The sequence below is a fragment of the Streptomyces sp. NBC_01142 genome (assembly GCF_026341125.1).
In the GTDB taxonomy this organism is placed as follows: domain Bacteria; phylum Actinomycetota; class Actinomycetes; order Streptomycetales; family Streptomycetaceae; genus Streptomyces.
The window spans coordinates 803,604-821,253 of sequence record NZ_JAPEOR010000001.1 but is presented as its reverse complement, the minus strand read 5'-3'; the positions used below and the strand labels follow the sequence as shown (position 1 = coordinate 821,253).

The following is a 17,650-nucleotide window of genomic DNA, read 5'->3' as shown; positions in this document are numbered from 1 at the left end:
GCAGATCCCTACTGCTCCGTGCTCCTGCACCAGCACTTTATCCACGACTGAGGAGGCAGAGAACACCTTTCAGAACCCAGAGCCTCAACTCGCACACGCTCCGCACAGGCGAAATCGGACGTAGTAGTCATCTGTTTACTCCTGTTACAGCTCAGTGAGTAAGGGGACTCGCCACTCGGGGCCCGCGACTGGGGCCGTGGGCCCCGTCGGCCGCCGATTCGCCGAACGCGGTGTGCGTCACGCCGGGTTCGGGCCGGGCATCCGTATACGAATCGTCGCCCGAGGCCTTGACAACCGCATTGGTCTGGACCAGTTTATGCCGAGCGCGGTGGCCACCGTTCCGTACTCCCTCCACACCCCCAACTCCCCCACTCCCCCACCGGAGGCAGCAAGTGGACCGCACCACACGCTCACGGAGATGGATCGGCGCCGCCCTGGCGCTCGCCGTCGGGACCGGGCTCTCCCTCATGGGCAGCGCAGGCACCGCGCAGGCCGCCGATGTCAATGTGGCCAGGAACGCCGGCTTCGAGTCCGGGCTCGCCAACTGGACCTGTTCCGGCGGCAGTGGCGCCAACGCCTCCTCACCCGTGCACGGCGGCGCCTCGGCGCTCCAAGCAACTCCCGCGGGCCAGGACAACGCCCGGTGCTCGCAGACCGTGGCCGTGAAGCCCAACTCGAGGTACGCACTCAGCGCCTGGGTGCAGGGCGGGTACGCCTACCTCGGGGCGAGCGGCACGGGCACGACGGACGTCTCGACCTGGACGCCCGACTCCTCCGGCTGGAAGCAGCTGTCCACCTCCTTCACCACCGGAGCCAGTACGACGTCCGTGACGGTCTACACGCACGGCTGGTACGGACAGGCCCCCTACTACGCGGACGACATCTCCGTCTTCGGCCCCGACGGGGGCGGCGGCGGCGACCCCGTGGTGCCCAGCACACCCGCCGGAGTGACGGTCGGCGCCGTGACCTCGTCGTCCGTGGCCCTGAGCTGGGGAGCGGCGTCCGGCGCGACCGGGTACAACGTCTACCGCGACGGCGCCAAGGTCCAGTCGGCCGACAGCAGTTCGGCGACCGTGACCGGCCTGGCCGCGAACACCTCGTACCAGTTCCAGGTGACCGCCACGAACGCGGCGGGCGAGTCCCCGAAGTCGGCCGCGGTCACCGGGAAGACCAGCACCGGCGGCGACCCGGGTCCCGGACCTTCCGTACCCAAGCACGCACTGACCGGCTACTGGCAGAACTTCGACAACGGCGCGACCGTACAGAAGCTGAGGGATGTGCAGTCGCAGTACGACATCATCGCGGTGTCGTTCGCGGACTCGACCGCCACGGCCGGTGAGCTCACCTTCAACCTGGACCCGGCCGTCGGGTACGCCTCCGTGGCCGACTTCAAGGCGGACATCGCCGCGAAGAAGAGCGCCGGAAAGTCCGTGATCCTCTCGGTGGGCGGCGAGAAGGGCAACGTCACGATCAACAGTGACGCGTCCGCGACCGCCTTCGCCAACAGCGCCCACGCGCTGATGCAGGAGTACGGATTCAACGGCGTCGACATCGACCTCGAGCACGGCATCAACTCGACGTATCTGACGAAGGCGCTCCGGCAGCTGTCGCAGAAGGCGGGCTCCGGGCTCGTGCTGACGATGGCGCCGCAGACCATCGACATGCAGTCGACGTCGACCGAGTACTTCAAGACGGCACTGAACGTGAAGGACATCCTGACCGTCGTCAATATGCAGTACTACAACAGCGGTTCGATGCTGGGCTGCGACGGCAAGGTCTACTCGCAGGGCTCGGTGGACTTCCTCACCGCCCTCGCCTGCATCCAGCTCGAGGGCGGCCTGAACGCCTCCCAGGTCGGCCTGGGCCTCCCGGCCTCCACGCGGGGCGCGGGCAGCGGCTACGTCGACCCGTCCCTCGTGAAGAACGCGCTGGACTGCCTGACCCGTGGCACCAACTGCGGGTCCTTCAAGCCGGCCAAGACCTACCCGGGGCTCAGGGGTGCGATGACCTGGTCCACGAACTGGGACGCGACGGCGGGCAACGCCTGGTCGAACGCGGTCGGCCCGCACGTCCACAACCTCCCGTAGGACGCAGGGGCCCGGCCGGCCCGCGCCACCGCTTCCCCCGGCGGCGCGGGCCGGTCGCAGGGTCTTCGAGGCCCGCACCCGCAGAACCGCGGGTCAGAAGAACGCGGACCACGGCTGGTCGATGATCTGCTTCGCACACAGCACCAGGAACAGCAGCCCCGCGATCACCAGCATCGCGTTGCTGAGGTGTCCGTTGCGCCATTCCCTGGGCGTACGCGAGGAGTTGAGCAGCCAGACCAGCGTCAGCGCGAGGAACGGCATGAAAGCCGCGCCCAGCGCGCCGTAGATGATCACCAGCCGGAACGGCTGGCCCTGGAAGAGCAGGACCATCGGCGGGAAGGTCAGCCACAGCAGGTACGCGCGGAACGGCACCGACTTCTCGCGCCGGCCCGACGCCACCTCTTCGCCGGTGACATGTTCGTCCCCGGCCCCGGCCCTGCCCTTGCGGAACCGCTCGACGAAGTCCGCGAACATCAGGCTCACGCCGTGCCACACGCCGATCAGCGAGGTGAACGACGTCGCGAAGAATCCGATCAGGAAGAACGTGGCGGTGGCCGAGCCGTAACGGTCCTCCAGGATGTCACTCAGCTGGATCAGGCCCTTGTCGCCGCCGGCGATGGCGACCTGCGAGGAGTGCAGCATCTCGGCGCCGACAAAGAGCATCGCGACGACGAAGATGCCGGTGGTGATGTACGCGACGCGGTTGTCGAGCCGCATCACCTTCATCCAGCCTGCGTTGGTCCAGCCCTTGGCATTGACCCAGTAGCCGTACGCGGCCAGCGTGATGGTGCCGCCGACGCCGCCGATCAGGCCGAGGGTGTTGAGGATCGAGTCCTTCTCGTCGGGCAGCACCGGCAGCAGTCCCGCGAAGGCTTCGCCGAGGTTCGGGGTGACGCGGATCGCCAGGTAGACGGTGACCACGAACATCACGCCGACCAGCACGGTCATGACCTTCTCGAAGACTTCGTACCTGTTGAACCAGACGAAGACCAGGCCGACGACTCCCGTCAGGATCGCCCACCACTCGAGATCCATGACATCGGGGAACAGCGCCTGGAGCGGCAGACCGCTCGACGACATCGCCGCCGCTCCGTACACGAAGCCCCAGATGACGACGTACACGACGAAGAAGGCCGTGGTCCAGCGGCCGAGGCTCGCCCAGCCGTCGAAGAGGGTGCGTCCGGTGGCCAGATGCCAGCGGCCCGCGGCCTCGGCGAGGGAGATCTTGACGACGCAGCCGATCACGGCGGCCCACAGCAGCGTGTAGCCGAAGTTGCTGCCCGCGATGAGCGTGGCGACCAGGTCACCCGCGCCGACGCCGGTCGCGGCCACGACGATTCCGGGGCCGATGTACGTCCAGCTCGATCTGCGTGGCCGGGAGATGGACTCGTCCGTGCTGTGATCGGTGGTGCCTGCCATGAGCGCGCCGCCTTCCCACTCGTCCCAGGATGTGACTGGGGTCACCAAAGCGGTGCGAGGGGGATCACGCAAGAGGGTCAACGGGGCCGGGCTTCCCCCGTCGTGGTGAAACAGCGGGAGAGTACGGGGGCGAGTTGGCCGTTCGGCTCGTCGAGGCGGGAGGATCGGCGTCCGGGCCGGCATCGACGACCGGCGCGGTGCAGAAGCCGCCGGCCCTGCGGGCGACCTTGACCGCTACCGCGCAGCCGCCCCGGGAGCGAGCGAGATGGACCGTGCCCATGCCGCCCTCGCCGAGCTCGCGTCCCACCGGATACGTGCCGATACGTTCGACGGGCGTCCGTATGGCCGAAGCGTGCCCCTTGACCGGGTCATGCCATAGCCCGACGATGTGCCCGAACAACTGAACACCCGCACCACCACATGGCGTCGCAACTGAGTCACCCCCCACACTCCCCACCCAGGAGACAGCATGCGACTTCGCATTCGCGGCAGAAAGGCCGCCACGCTCGCGGCCCTACTGGCGCTCGCAGTAGCCGCCCCGTTCACCGCCAACGCCTCGCCCCCGGACCCGGACCCGACCGGTCGGACCACCCCGGCCGCTCCGGCCACCGCCGCCGACGAGCAGACCCGGCAGTACGAGATCCACGGCCCGTCCACCGTCGCCGCCCGTACCGCCATCACCGCCACCGGCGTCACGATCGACGAGGCGGACGACCACTCGGTCGTCGTCAGCGCCGACGCCGCCCAGGCCAAGCGGCTGCGCGCACTCGGACACACACTCAAGGCGCTGCCCGCTCCCCCGGCCCGAACCGGGGGCCGGGCCGTCGCACCGCTGGACTTCCCGCCGGCCGACTCGCGCTATCACAACTACGCCGAGATGAACGCGGAGATCGACCAGCGCATCGCGAAGTACCCCGGCATCATGAGCAAGCGCGTCATCGGCAAGAGCTACCAGGGCCGGGACATCATCGCCGTCAAGATCAGCGACAACGTCGCGACGGACGAGAACGAGCCCGAGGTGCTCTTCACCCACCACCAGCACGCGCGCGAGCACCTCACCGTCGAGATGGCTCTGTATCTGCTGCGCGAGCTCGGCGAGGACTACGGAACCGATGCGCGGATCACCGGCGCCGTGAACGGGCGCGAGATCTGGATCGTCCCGGACCTCAACCCGGACGGCGGCGAGTACGACATCGCGAGCGGCTCCTACCGCAGCTGGCGCAAGAACCGGCAGCCCAACTCCGGTTCCTCGTCCGTCGGCACCGACCTGAACCGCAACTGGGACTTCAAGTGGGGCTGCTGCGGCGGCTCTTCAGGTTCGGCCGGTTCCGACAACTACCGCGGCCGCGCCGCCGAGTCCGCCCCCGAGGTCAAGGTTGTCGCCGACTTCGCACGCAGCCGGATCGTCGGCGGCAAGCAGCAGATCAAGGCGGGCATCGACTTCCACACGTACAGCGAGCTGGTGCTCTGGCCGTACGGCTACACCACCGCCGACACCGCACCGGGCCTGACCCAGGACGACCGGGACGCCTTCGCCACCGTCGGACAGAAGATGGCCGCGAGCAACGGCTACACCCCGGAGCAGTCGAGCGACCTCTACGTCACGGACGGGACGATCGACGACTGGCTGTGGGGCAACCAGAAGATCTTCGCGTACACCTTCGAGATGTACCCGTCCGGCTTCGGCGGCGGCGGTTTCTACCCGCCCGACGAGGTGATCGAGCGCGAGACGAGCCGCAACCGGGACGCGGTGCTCCAGCTGGTGGAGAACGCGGACTGCATGTACCGCTCCATCGGCAAGGAGCAGCAGTACTGCACCGGTTGATCCCGCGGTGAACATCAGGGGCGCCCGGGACAGTCCCGGGCGCCCCTTCCGCGCAGGTACGTACAGGCGGACCTCTGCGTACGCCTGCCTACGCCCGCGTACCCTGCGTACGACTACACGGCCAGGCTCAGTGCCGCGGCGACCGCGAAGCCCGCGACCGACAGCACCGACTCCAGGACCGTCCAGGACTTCAGAGTGTCGCGCTCCGAGATACCGAAGTACTTGGCGACGATCCAGAAGCCGCCGTCGTTGACGTGCGAGGCGAAGATCGAACCGGCCGAGATCGCCATGATGACCAGGGCCAGGAAGGCCTGCGAGTGGCCGCCGTTCTCCACCAGCGGCAGCACGATGCCGGCCGTGGTGACGATCGCGACCGTCGCCGAACCCTGTGCCACGCGCAGCACCAGCGAGATCAGATAGGCGAGGACGATGATCGGCAGTCCGATGCCGTTGAACGTGTCGGAGAGCGCCTGTGCGACGCCGCTGGCCTTCAGTACAGCTCCGAACACGCCGCCCGCACCCACGACGAGGAGGATGTTGCCGACCGGCTTGAGCGACGAGGTCGACACCGCCTCGAGGGACTTGCGGGACCAGCCCCGCCGGAGGCCGAGCAGGTAGTACGCCATCAGCAGTGCGATCGTGAGGGCGACGAAGGGGCTGCCGAAGAACTCGATGACCGAGCGCAGTGTGGAGGTGTCCAGCGCGATGGAGGAGAACGTCGCGGCGAGGATCAGGACCAGCGGCGTACCGATGATGGTGAGGACGGTGGCGAGACCGACCGGGCGCTCCTGCGGGGTGCGGCCGGCGGCGGTCTGCTCGGCCAGCACGGCGGCCCTGGCGTCCTCGGCGGCCTCCACCATGTCCTGCGGGACCTCGACGAACAGGCGTTTGCCGATCCAGGCAGCGTAACCCCAGGCGGCGAGGACCGCCGGGAGGCCGACGACAACGCCCATCAGAATGACCCAGCCCAGCGAGACATCGAGCAGGCCGGCGGCGGCGACCGGGCCGGGGTGGGGCGGCAGGAAGGCGTGCGTCATCGACAGACCGGCCAGCAGCGGCATCGCGTACAGCAGGATGGACCTGCCGGAGCGCTTGGCGGCGGCGTAGACGATCGGTGCGAGGACGAAGATGCCGACGTCGAAGAAGACCGGTATGCCGAATATGAGGCCGGTGAGACCCATGGCGAGCGGGGCGCGCTTCTCACCGAAGAGGTTCAGCAGGCGGGCGCTCAACACCTCGGCGCCGCCGGAGACTTCGAGTATTGCGCCGAGCATGGTGCCCAGGCCGATGATGATCGCTACGTGCCCGAGGATGCCGCCCATGCCGGACTCGATGACCGAGACGGCCGCGGACCTCTGGACCGTACCGAAGAGCTCGGTCACGGAGAGGCCGGCGGCCAGGCCGACCGCGATGGAGACGGCGAGCAGCGCGACGAACGGCTGCAGCCTGACCTTGATGATCAGGAAGAGAAGGAGCGCGATGCCGAGGGCGGCGACGGTCAGCAGACCGGCGGTGCCGTCGATGAGCAGGAGCAGTCCGCCCGTGTGGGGCGGGGTGGGTGGTGGCGCGTCAGCGGCGAGCATCATGGCAGGGGAACCTCGCGTCCGGGGACTTTTTGGGCATGGGGGATCGCGGCACGGCGCTCGGGGGAAGAGCGCCGCGCCGTGAGGAGCGGGGTGATGCGGAATCAGTCGGAGCTCAGCCGAAGCTCAGCCGAGGACTGCCAGGGCGTCGATCTCGATGAGCAGGCCCTTGGGCAGGCCGACATAGACCGTCGTACGGGCGGAGGCGGCCTCCTTGAGGCCCTGCTCCTCGAAGTACGCGTTGTAGATCGCGTTCATCTCGGCGAAGTGGTCCACGTCCGTGAGGTAGACGCGCATCATCATCACGTCGTCCCAGCTCGCGCCGCCCTCCTCGAGAACCGCCTTGACGTTGGCGAGGGTCTGGAGGGTCTGCTCGCGCAGCGTGGGACCTGCCGGGGTGGGGGCCTGGCCCTCGACGGCGGGCAGGAAGCCGACCTGGCCGGCGACCTGGAGGATGTTGCCCTTGCGGACACCGTGGGAGAACTTGGCGGGCGGGGCGGTGTGGGTGCTCGGGGTGATCTCGATCTTGTCGGTCATCAGGCCTCCTTGGGAGGGCAGTTCTCTTACTGGGCGGACTACTGGGGGGATACAGCTCCGGAGTACTCCCGGCTGATGGCGTCGGCGGTGCGGCGCACCAGCGGGAGAAGAGCGAGGAGTTCCTCGGCGGTGACGACGACATTCGGCGCGGAGACCGACATGGCGGCGACGGCCCGGCCGTCCGCACCGCGGATGGGGGCCCCGATGCAGTTGATGGACTCCTCGTGGCCACCGAGATCGGTGGCCCATCCCTGCTCGCGTACGACCGCAAGCTCCTTGAGGAAGGCAGCGGCGTTCGGGATCGAACGGGATGTGTACATGGGGTAGTCGAGCTTCTCGGCGACGGCGCGCCGCTCGGGCTCGGCGAGGTCCGCGAGCAGCAGCTTGGCGACGGCCGCGACGGTGATCGCGACGGGCTTGCCGATCCGGGAGTACATCCGGACCGGATAGCGGCTCTCGACCTTGTCGATGTAGAGGACCTCGCTCTCCTCGTACACCGCGAGGTGGACGGTGTGCCCGATCTGCTCGTTGAGGCTGACGAGGTGGGGGTGGGCGATCTCGCGTACGTCGAGGTTCTCGACGGCCTCCTGCGCGAGCGCGAAGAGACGGGCGCCGAGGCGGTAGCGCTGATCCTGCTGGCGGTAGACGAGTCCGTGCTCATGGAGCGTACGGAGCAGCCGCAGCGCGGTGGACTTGTGGACGCCGAGGCGTTCGGCGACCTGCCCGAGGTCGGCGGGTCCCTGGGCGAGCAGCGGAAGAATGCTCAGCGCGCGATCGACGGTCTGGCTCATGCGGTACGTACCTCCTGCGGGTCCTGCGCCGTGGCCGCGGTCCAGCCGGGGCCGAGTCGCAGTGTGCCCCAGGCGCGGGCGTCGAGTGCGGCCAGTCGGTCGGCGTGTGCCCGCTCGGGTGGCGCGGCAAGGTCGCCGGCGACGGTGAGGGTGGCTGCGGCCATGAGGTGCCCGTGCCGGAGCCGGTCCTCGGCAGGCAGGCCGCGCAGGGTGGCGGAGAGGAACCCGGCGGCGAAGGCGTCCCCGGCCCCGACGGGCGCGACGACGTCGACGGCGAGGGCGGGGACGAAGGTGACGGTGTCGGGGGCGGGTTCACGACTCGGCCCGTCCGGCGAGCGAGGACGACGCCCGGTGGACATTCCGGGGGGCCGGGGGTCTGCCCCGGGTTCGGGGAGGGCCGGGGCGGGGAGCCGCGGGGCGGGAAGTGGCGGGGTGGGGAGCCGCGGGGCGGGGAATGGCTCCGCGCAGCGTGCGTACGCCACCGCTCCCCGCGCGCCCTGCTTGACGACCAGCACGTCCGGCTCGGGCAGTGCCGCGCGGATCACGGACGCGCCGCGCAGGCCCCACGCCGCCTCCGCCTCGTCCTCGCCGACGAAGACGATGTCCGCGCCGCGTGCGAGGTCGAGGAGGACGCGAGGGCACTGGGCGTCGCGCCACAGGTTCACCCGGTAGTTCACGTCGAAGGAGACGAGCGGGCGGCCGGGGACCCGGGTGGTGAGCTCGCGCATCAGGGCGAGGCAGTCCGCGGAGAGCGCCGCCGTGATCCCTGACAGGTGCAGGATCCGCCCGGACCACATGTCCCGGTACGCAATGGTCGACGGCGACATCGCGGACGCGGCGGATCCGGCCCGGTAGTAGACGACCTCCGCAAGGTCCGCCGCGCACTCCCCATCCGCGCCCACCCCATCCGCCTCGCCGTCCGCCTCGCCGTCCCGGTCCGCCTCCCCCTTCACCTCACCGGTCGCGCGCTCGCCCGCCGTGCGGAAGTAGATCCCCGTAGGGCGGTGCGGATCGCGCTGAACCTCCGAGGTGTCGACGCCGTACGACGCGATCGCCGCGACGAGGTGCTCGCCGAAGCCGTCCGCTCCGACCCTGCCGACCCACTTCACGGCGTGCCCCGCCGCCGCGAGCCCGCACGCCACATTGGACTCGGCGCCGCCGATCCCCCGGACGAACGACGGCACATCGGCAAGGCGGCCGGGTCCGGTGGGCAGGAACGTGACCATGGACTCGCCAAGACAGATGACGTCAACGGGTCCGGGCACGGTCGCGGTCACGATCGCTCAAGCTCCCTGCTGGTAGGCCGCAGGGCACCATTGACCCTGCGTTGGCTCGGATGTTAGACAGCGCTGAACGAAATACGCAATGGGCGTTGCAGAGAGTGCAACGCAATCTTTCAGGAGGACCCATGGCTGCCGACACCGCCGTCGGACGACTCGCCCGGCTCGCCGACGAACCGGTCGACCACCGTTTCAAGGCCCTCCCGCCGGACGCCGAGGCCGCGGGCCTCACCGTCGGCGCCCTCGCCGCCGAGCGCCGCAACCTCTTCACCGGTGGCTTCACCACCCCCGTACTGGCTCTCTCCGCCGAGTCCGTCGAGCACAACCTCGCCCTCCTCGAGACGTACTCCGAGCACCACGGCCTCGCCTTCGCCCCGCACGGCAAGACCTCCATGTCGCCACAGCTCTTCGCGCGCCAGCTGGAGTTCGGCGCCTGGGGCATCACCGCCGCGGTCCCGCACCAGGCCCGCGTCTACCGCGCGTACGGCATCCAGCGGATCTTCCTGGCCAACGAGGTCGTCGACGCGACCGCTCTGCGCTGGCTCGCGCACGAGCTGGACACCGACCCCGAGTTCCACTTCATCTGTTACGTCGACTCCGTGCGCGGCGTCGAACTGATGGACGAGGCACTGCGGGACGCCCGCGCCTCCCGCCCCCTCGACGTGGTCGTCGAGCTGGGCGCCGGCGAGGGAGCCCGTACCGGAGCCCGTACGGAAGCCGACTGCGCCGCGATCGCCGACGCGGTCGCCGCCACCACCACGCTCCGCCTGGTGGGCGTCGCCGGCTACGAGGGCGAGGTCCCCGACGCGACCGGCGACCGCGTCCACGCCTGGCTGCGCCGCCTCGTCGCGCTCGCCGCCGACTTCGACAAGGCGGGCCGCTTCACCCCCGGCCTCGACGAGATCGTCATCAGCGCGGGCGGCAGCGCCTGGTTCGACGCGGTCGCGGACGTCTTCGCCGAGATCCCCGGACTCTCCGTCCCCGTACTGAAGTTGCTGCGCTCGGGCGCGTACGTCTCGCACGACGACGGCCACTACCGCCACCTCACCCCCTTCAACCGCGTCCCCGAAGAGGGCGCCCTCCAGCCCGCCTTCCGCCTCTGGGCCCAGGTCGTCTCCCGCCCGTCCCCCGAGCAGGCCTTCGTCAACGCGGGCAAGCGCGACGCCGCATACGACCTCCACCTCCCCGAGGCCCAGGTGGTCCGCGACGGCCGCACCGGCGAGATCCGCCCCGCACACGGCATCACGGTCAGTGGACTGTCCGACCAGCACGGCTGGGTCCGTACGACCCCCGAAGCCGCGCTCGAGGTCGGCGACTGGGTCGGCATGGGCCTGTCCCACCCGTGCACATCGTTCGACAAGTGGCAGCTGATTCCGCTGGTCGAGGCGGACGGCACGGTCACGGATTACATCCGCACGTTCTTCTGAGCCCTGCGGGGCGTTTCCCCTGCCGCCCGATCCCGCTGTATCGATGTGCGACTCCGCCGCGTGGGGGCAGTCCCCCAGATCCCCGTACGGCCTTCGGCCGTGTCCTCGATCGCCGGACGGGCCGGATACTCCAGCCCGCCGGCGACCGAGCGCGGGGTCCGGGGAGCCGCTGAAAGGTGACACACCATGGACCTGGTCATTCGCAACGTACGCGTCATCGACGGCACGGGGGGCGCCTCCTACCGGGCAGACGTCGGGCTGGCGGGCGGCCGGATCGCCGGGATCCGGCGCGAGGGCGCGCCACGCCTCGGCGGCAGGAGAGAGCTGGACGCCACCGGCCTCGCCCTGTCCCCCGGCTTCATCGACATGCACGCGCACAGCGACCTGGCGCTGCTGCGCGACCCCGACCACTCCGCCAAGGCCGCGCAGGGCGTCACCCTCGAAGTCCTGGGCCAGGACGGTCTCTCGTACGCCCCTGTCGACGACGCGACGCTCACCGAGGTCCGCAAGGCCATCACCGGCTGGAACGGCGGTGCGCCCGGGGACACCGCCGTCGACTTCGACTGGCGTACGGTCGGCGAGTATCTGGACCGCCTCGACCGCGGCATCGCGGTCAACGCCGCCTACCTCGTCCCCCAGGGCACCGTCCGGATGTACGCGGTGGGCTGGGACGACCGCCCCGCAACCCCCGCCGAACTGGCCCGGATGAAGCAGCTCGTCGCCGAGGGCCTCGAACAGGGCGCGGTCGGCATGTCGTCCGGCCTGACCTACACCCCCGGCATGTACGCCGGCGACGCCGAACTGACCGAGCTGTGCCGGGTGGTGGCGCGCTACGACGGTTACTACTGCCCGCACCACCGCTCGTACGGCGCCGGCGCCCTCGAGGCGTACGAGGACATGGTCTCCCTCACCCGTGACGCCGGCTGCGCCCTCCATCTCGCGCACGCCACCATGAACTTCGGCCTGAACAAGGGCAAGGCCCCCGATCTGCTCGCCCTGCTCGACCAGGCCCTGGACGACGGCGCGGACATCAGCCTCGACACCTACCCCTACACCCCCGGCTGCACCACCCTCGTCGCGATGCTGCCCAGCTGGGCGGGCGAGGGCGGCCCGGAGGCGACCCTCGCCCGCCTGAAGGACGACGAGAGCGCCGAGAAGATCCGCCACCACCTGGAGGAGATCGGCTCGGACGGCTGCCACGGCGTGCCCATCGAGTGGGACACGATCGAGATCTCCGGCGTGAGCGACCCGGGGCTCGCGAGCTGCGTGGGCAGGACGGTCCAGCAGGCCGCCGACCAGCGCGGCGAGATCCCTTGGGCCACCGCCCGCCGCCTCCTGATCAGCGACCGCCTCGGTTCGACGATCCTCCAGCACGTCGGCCACGAGGAGAACGTCCGGCAGATCATGCGCCACCGCGTCCACACCGGCGGCAGCGACGGCATCCTGCAGGGCGACAAGCCGCACCCACGGGCGTACGGCACCTTCCCGCAGTATCTCGGCCGGTACGCACGGGATCTGGGCATCCTCTCCCTGGAGGAGACGGTCGCCCATCTCACCTCCCGCCCGGCGGCCCGGCTGCGCCTGCCGGACCGCGGCCTGATCCGCGAGGGCTACCGCGCCGATCTGGTGCTGTTCGACCCGGACACGATCGCGGCGGGCTCGAGCTTCGACGCTCCTCGTACGCTGCCGGTCGGTATCCCGTATGTGCTGATCGACGGCAGATTCGTGATCGAGGACGGCTCGCGTACGGACGTACTGGCGGGCCGGTCGGTGCGCCGGACGCCGTCCTGAACCGTGCGCCCGCTCAGCTCACCCCGTGCGGCCGGAACTGGATGCTGATGCGCGGCCCCACGGAGCGCGCCGTCTTCGGCACGGCATGCTCCCAGGTCCGCTGGCAGGATCCGCCCATCACGATGAGATCGCCGTGCCCGAGCGGCCTGCGCAACGGCAGCCGGCCTCCGCTGCGCGGCCGCAGCACCAGATCGCGCGGGGCACCGACGGAGAGGATCGCGACCATGGTGTCCTCCCGCGAGCCCCGCCCGTGGGTGTCCCCGTGCCAGGCGACGCTGTCCCGGCCGTCCCGGTAGTAGCAGAGCCCGGCCGTGGTGAACGGTTCGCCGAGCTCCGCGCCGTAGAAGGCGCAGAGTGCGGCGCGGGCCTCGGCCAGCACGGGGTGCGGGAGGGGGTCACCGTCGCGGTAGTGGGCGAGCAGCCGCGGCACGTCCACCACCTGCTCGTACATCTGCCGCCGCTCGGCCCGCCACGGCACCGAGGAGACCAGCTCCTCGAAGAGGGCGTCCGCCCCGCCGAGCCAGCCGGGCAGCAGATCGATCCACGCCCCGTCACCGAGCACGGTCCGCCGGACGTCCTTCAGCGGACCGAGACGTATCTCGTCGGTCTGGTCGAAGAGCGAACCCTGGAGGTGTGCCGCCATGCCTCCAGGGTACCCCTTTATTCGAACATACGAACGGATTGCGCAACCGGGCCCCACGGGCCCGGGTCGCGGCCCCCTGCGTTACGGCTTGGGCAGCGTGCAGCCCGCCCGGCCCAGATCGATCTTGCTGTCGAGGCCGACGCACGGGACGATCCCGTAGGTCTCCTGGGCGTAGTTGATCCCTCGGCGCACCGTGACATCGCCGTTCTCGTCGACCTCACACGGGTTGTTCTCGGTGCAGCGCCCGCCGCTCTCGTTGCCGGTGTTGTTGACGGCGACGACCTTGCCGGTGGTGCTGTCGATGACCGGCGAGCCCGAGGTACCGCCGATCGTGTTGCAGCCGGAGGTGTAGCGGACCGAGTCCTTCCAGGTCCACTCACCCTCCTTCAGGCGGTACGCGAACCCGTCGATGTTGCAGCTGTAGATCCGCTTCCAGTACCCGGAGACGACCTTGATCGCCGTGCCCTGCACCGGGTGCGCGGCGTTCAGTTCGAGCGCCTTGATGCCGTACCGGCTCTGCATCTGCTCGTAGGTGCTGGTGAGTTGGTACAGCGAGATGTCGGTGTCCGTCATCGTCGCGTACGCGATCTTGCTCGCGCGCAGCGTCGCGACTCTGCTGCCCGCGGAGTTGAGCAGGCCGAAGCTGCGGCTGGAGGGCTGATCGACGATGACCTCGCCCGCGGCCGGGAAACCGCTCTCGATGCAGTGCCCGTTGGAGAGCACGAGGGCGGGGTCGTCGGGCTCCGAGGCCGGCAGGCGCACCACCGATCCGGAGCAGTTGCTGAGCGCTACCGTCCCGGCGAAGTCGACTGCTTTGGCGTCGGCTCGGGCCGTGGCCGGGGATGATGCGGCGGTCGTGCCGGCCGGTGCCGTGTCCGCGGCGGTGACCGCGATCGCGGGTGCCGCGCCTGCCCCGAGGAGTGCCAGGGCGAGAGACGTGCCGACGAGAGGCTTCTTCATGTGGGGGTCCCCTCTTGCGACTTCTGCGACCGAAGGGGTCTTCGGTTTGTCATGCGCATTGTTGGGGGATCCGGGTCGGCCGACAAGGGACGGTTTCCGGTCAGGTGGCACCGCTAACGCCGGAGCGCACGGTGCACCGCCACCCACTCCCCCGCTGCGGCCGCCCCTCTTGGGGAAAGGGGGCGGCCGCAGTCGTGTCACAGCTGTGCGCAGCCGCCTATCCGTAGCGGTAGAGGCTCTTGTGGTCCAGGAGCGCCGAAGGCGCCACGTTCCACGGGGGCATCGGCTCGTCGAGGCTGAAGACCCGCCCGTACTGCCGGTCCGTCTCCGGCAGCTTCTTGCGCGGCAGATAGCCGGCGCGCGGATGTGCGCTCTGCCAGCGGACCCACAGGAGATCGATGTACGCGTGGTGGAGCCAGAACACCGGGTCGTTGGGCGAGGTGGCGCCCAGCATCGCGCCGCCGACCCAGCCGTGGACCCGGTTGTGGTTGCGCGGCCGGTCGACGGAGCCGGCCACCCACCCCTCGATCTCGTTGCGGAAGCCCGAGGACGAGGTGCTGTCCCAGGGCGCGGCGTCGTAGAGCGGCGCGCGCAGGGCCTTGGCCACGTTTGCCTTGGTGGGCAGAGAGATGGGATCGGAGGGGCGGCCGAAGTTGCGCGTGAGGAACGCGCCGCTGGTGACCCGGACGTTGATCCGCCAGTTCCCCTGGGCGTAGGCGAAGGGGCCCGTCATCACCTGCCGGTCGCGTGCTCTGCCGTTGCCGCCGAGGAAGTCCTCCGCCCACAGTGACGACGCGGGCGTGTTGTCCTTCGTCCAGTCCCAGTACGGAACCGACACCCCCGAATCGACTGCTTGCAGAGCGCGTTCGAACTCCAGCAGGAACTTGCGGTGCCAGGGGAAGAACGAGGGAGTCATATGGGCCGGCCTCGGATCGTCCTCGGCGTCGGACACGTAGTACTCGACGTGCATCCTGACGAACTCGTCGTAGCGTCCCGAGCGCTTCAGCTCCAGGATCGCGGCGACCAGTCGCTTTTTTTCCGAACGGGTGAGATTCCGCTGGTTCTTGCGGGTGTGCACCGGTGCTCGACCTCCCGGTTCAGACGCTGTGCCAAGGAGTCATCGACAGCTGGGCGGAGCCGAGCTCGTCAACGGCGGCACGGGCCACCTCGCTCAGCGTCGGAAACGACTCGTAGTGGTTGACCACGCTCAGATAGCTGCCGTCCGCCCGCCGCATGACATGCAGTGGGCGGCCGTCGATACGGACCTCGACGCTGGGCATCTCGACGACGGCCGCGCGCCGGGTGCCGCCGCGATCGTCGGCGCCGCTCGCGGGGACCGCGAAGGTCGCCGTCCCCTGGATATGGCGGCCGCGGTACATCTCGGTGAAGCGCTCAAGACCGGGTCCCGGTGTCCGTGTGTCGCGGGTCTTCGGTCCCGTCCTCCTGGCGAGGATCGGCGCGAGCACCCCGGCCGTGCCCGCGATCACGCCGATGGTGAAGACCGCGCGCAGGGCGAGGCGCCGGGTGAGGACCGCACCGCCCATACCCTCGGCGCCGCTGTGCCTGGTCAGGCCCATGCCGTCCGCTCCTCACGTTCGTCGGCTCCTGTGACTGGCCGTGCTTCGATGGTGACAACGACACGGCGGCGAAAGGGTTCTCGTTCGGGTGGCCGGGGATGCGTACTTCCGGCCACCCGAACGGAGGCCCGTCCGCGCAGCAGCGGATCGGTGGCCGGGGTGCCCGGTGCGTCGCTTCCCGGGCCACGGACGCCCGGCGACAGCGGGTGCGGCCGCCGCCGTAGCCGTAGCCGTAGCCGTAGCCGTGCACGGTACGAAGGCCGCAGGAGACCCGCAGGTGGTCCACGTCATTGCTCCGTACGTCCCCCTCTGTGCGCGCAGACTCTCTGCTGCCCTGGACCAACGAGCCAGATGGCTGAATCAGCGCAAAGTTCCCCTGTCCGCAGCAACGTGATCCCGCCATGTGACGTCGCGTGGGCCAGCATGGCCAGCTCGGACTCCAGGAGGTAATGCCCATGTCGCAGGATGTCGATCTCGCCGACCCGCTGTTCTGGCGGCTGCCGCGCGCCGCCCGCCTGGAGGCCTTCGCACGACTGCGGAAGCTGGACGCCCCCGTGTACTTCGACGCTCCGGGGCGGGGGTTTTCCGCTCTGGTCAAGCACGCCGATGTGCAGGAGGCGAGCCGCCTGCCGCGGCAGTTCGCCAGCGCACCCGGGGTGACCACTCCGGAACCGGCCGCCTGGGCGAAGGCCGTGTTCGGCAATTCCATGGTCAACATGGATGGCGCGGAGCACGCCAGGATGCGCCGTATCGTCTCGCGGGCCTTCACACCACGGCTGCTCGCCGCCGCCGAGGAGGACGTCCGCGATGTCGCCAGGCGCGTCGTGGACGAAATGATCAGCGCGCGGCCGGACGACTTCGTCGCTTCCGTCGCGTCCCGTATGCCCTTTGAGGTCATCTGCAATCTGATGGGCATCCCGGAGCGCTACCGGCCGGAAATCGCCGACCGCATCGATCAGGCGTCGGAGAACGTCGGTGTGAAGCGCGGCGTCCGCGCGCGTCTGCGGATGCCGGGACGCGGTCTGCGCGCCCTGGCCCATATGCAGCTGGTGATGGCGAAGCTCGCCCGCGAGCGCCGCCGTCGCCCCGCCGGGGATCTCATCTCCGCCCTGGTGTGCGCGGACATCGACGGCCAGGCTCTGTCCTCACGTCAACTCGGCGCTTTCTTCTCGCTGTTGCTGGTCGCCGGTGTGGAAACCACGCGCAATGCCATCGCCCATGGACTGGCACTGCTGACCGAGCATCCCGATCAGCGTGCCCTGCTGGTGTCCGACTTCGATCGGTACGCGGACGGAGCCGTGGACGAGATCGTGCGTCATTCGACGCCGATCATTCAGTTCCGTCGTACGGTCACGACCGAATGCGCTCTGGGCGGGCGCACTTTCCACCCCGGCGAGAAGGTGGTGCTCTTCTACGCATCGGCCAATCGCGACGAAGCTGTCTTCGACGCCCCCGACGCCTTCGACATCACCCGGAGCCCGAATCCGCATCTCGGGTACGGGGGCGGCGGGCCGCACTACTGTCTGGGGTCCCATCTGGCGCTTCAGGAGATGAAGGCGCTGTTCCATGAACTGCTCACCAGGCCCCGCGGTCTGCGTGCGGTGGGACTTCCCGAGCTGGTCGACTCCAGTTTCGACAACCGGGTGCGGGCGCTGCGTTTCGCCTTCGAAACGTCCTGACCGCTGACCGCGAACTGCGAACCGCGTGCTCTTTCGGTGCTCACCTGGACC

At 69.7% G+C, this 17,650-nt stretch carries 14 protein-coding genes and 1 pseudogene; 5 read left to right on the top strand and 10 right to left on the bottom strand.

Features of this window, described 5'->3' with window-relative positions; translation table 11 throughout:
• Window positions 1-392: 392 nt before the first annotated feature.
• The gene (locus tag OG883_RS03940; RefSeq protein WP_323180873.1) at window positions 393-2,087 is read left to right on the top strand and encodes a glycoside hydrolase family 18 protein; all 1,695 of its coding nucleotides are present in this window, start codon (window positions 393-395) and stop codon (window positions 2,085-2,087) included.
• Between the two features lie 93 nt (window positions 2,088-2,180).
• Here OG883_RS03940 and OG883_RS03935 read toward each other — a convergent pair whose 3' ends face one another.
• Together OG883_RS03935 and OG883_RS03930 are read right to left on the bottom strand one after the other, a co-directional pair.
• Window positions 2,181-3,506, bottom strand: a complete 1,326-nt coding sequence (locus OG883_RS03935; RefSeq protein WP_266535002.1) for an Nramp family divalent metal transporter — start codon at window positions 3,504-3,506, stop codon at window positions 2,181-2,183.
• 166 nt (window positions 3,507-3,672) lie between these two features.
• Window positions 3,673-3,849 (bottom strand): annotated as a pseudogene (locus tag OG883_RS03930) (serine/threonine protein kinase); the annotation flags it as partial.
• A 126-nt stretch (window positions 3,850-3,975) separates the two neighbouring features.
• Between OG883_RS03930 and OG883_RS03925 the strand changes: the two are divergent.
• The gene (locus OG883_RS03925; protein WP_266534999.1) at window positions 3,976-5,331 is read left to right on the top strand and encodes a M14 family metallopeptidase; all 1,356 of its coding nucleotides are present in this window, start codon (window positions 3,976-3,978) and stop codon (window positions 5,329-5,331) included.
• A 113-nt stretch (window positions 5,332-5,444) separates the two neighbouring features.
• On the opposite strand, the gene OG883_RS03920 is transcribed toward OG883_RS03925, so the two are convergent.
• The 4 genes from OG883_RS03920 to OG883_RS03905 form a co-directional block, all read right to left on the bottom strand.
• The gene (locus OG883_RS03920; RefSeq protein WP_266534996.1) at window positions 5,445-6,917 is read right to left on the bottom strand and encodes a GntP family permease; all 1,473 of its coding nucleotides are present in this window, start codon (window positions 6,915-6,917) and stop codon (window positions 5,445-5,447) included.
• Window positions 6,918-7,040: 123 nt separating this feature from the next.
• On the bottom strand, window positions 7,041-7,451 hold the full coding sequence (locus OG883_RS03915) for a RidA family protein (protein ID WP_266534993.1): 411 nt from the start codon (window positions 7,449-7,451) through the stop codon (window positions 7,041-7,043).
• A 38-nt stretch (window positions 7,452-7,489) separates the two neighbouring features.
• Window positions 7,490-8,242, bottom strand: coding sequence for an IclR family transcriptional regulator (locus tag OG883_RS03910; protein WP_266534990.1), 753 nt, complete (start codon window positions 8,240-8,242; stop codon window positions 7,490-7,492).
• Window positions 8,239-9,519 carry a sugar kinase gene (locus OG883_RS03905; RefSeq protein WP_266534988.1) on the bottom strand — a complete coding sequence of 427 codons (1,281 nt, stop codon included), beginning with the start codon at window positions 9,517-9,519 and terminating at the stop codon, window positions 8,239-8,241. Before OG883_RS03905 ends, OG883_RS03910 begins: the two co-directional genes overlap by 4 nt.
• Before the next feature lie 131 nt (window positions 9,520-9,650).
• Between OG883_RS03905 and OG883_RS03900 the strand changes: the two genes are divergently transcribed.
• Window positions 9,651-10,949, top strand: coding sequence for an alanine racemase (locus tag OG883_RS03900; protein WP_266534986.1), 1,299 nt, complete (start codon window positions 9,651-9,653; stop codon window positions 10,947-10,949).
• A 186-nt stretch (window positions 10,950-11,135) separates the two neighbouring features.
• Window positions 11,136-12,740, top strand: a complete 1,605-nt coding sequence (locus OG883_RS03895; protein ID WP_266534984.1) for an amidohydrolase family protein — start codon at window positions 11,136-11,138, stop codon at window positions 12,738-12,740.
• A 13-nt stretch (window positions 12,741-12,753) separates the two neighbouring features.
• Here the strand turns inward: OG883_RS03895 and OG883_RS03890 are convergent, their stop codons facing one another.
• The 4 genes from OG883_RS03890 to OG883_RS03875 form a co-directional block, all read right to left on the bottom strand.
• The gene (locus OG883_RS03890; RefSeq protein ID WP_266534981.1) at window positions 12,754-13,383 is read right to left on the bottom strand and encodes an alpha-ketoglutarate-dependent dioxygenase AlkB; all 630 of its coding nucleotides are present in this window, start codon (window positions 13,381-13,383) and stop codon (window positions 12,754-12,756) included.
• Window positions 13,384-13,464: 81 nt separating this feature from the next.
• Window positions 13,465-14,343: a serine protease gene (locus OG883_RS03885; protein ID WP_266534978.1), complete on the bottom strand. Its 879-nt coding sequence runs from the start codon at window positions 14,341-14,343 to the stop codon at window positions 13,465-13,467.
• Between the two features lie 217 nt (window positions 14,344-14,560).
• The gene (locus tag OG883_RS03880) at window positions 14,561-15,421 is read right to left on the bottom strand and encodes a tyrosinase family protein (RefSeq protein WP_266534975.1); all 861 of its coding nucleotides are present in this window, start codon (window positions 15,419-15,421) and stop codon (window positions 14,561-14,563) included.
• A 19-nt stretch (window positions 15,422-15,440) separates the two neighbouring features.
• Window positions 15,441-15,920, bottom strand: coding sequence for a tyrosinase family oxidase copper chaperone (locus OG883_RS03875; protein ID WP_266534973.1), 480 nt, complete (start codon window positions 15,918-15,920; stop codon window positions 15,441-15,443).
• 449 nt (window positions 15,921-16,369) lie between these two features.
• Here OG883_RS03875 and OG883_RS03870 point away from each other — a divergent pair, with 449 nt between their 5' ends.
• The gene (locus OG883_RS03870) at window positions 16,370-17,599 is read left to right on the top strand and encodes a cytochrome P450 (RefSeq protein WP_266534970.1); all 1,230 of its coding nucleotides are present in this window, start codon (window positions 16,370-16,372) and stop codon (window positions 17,597-17,599) included.
• Window positions 17,600-17,650 lie beyond the last annotated feature (51 nt).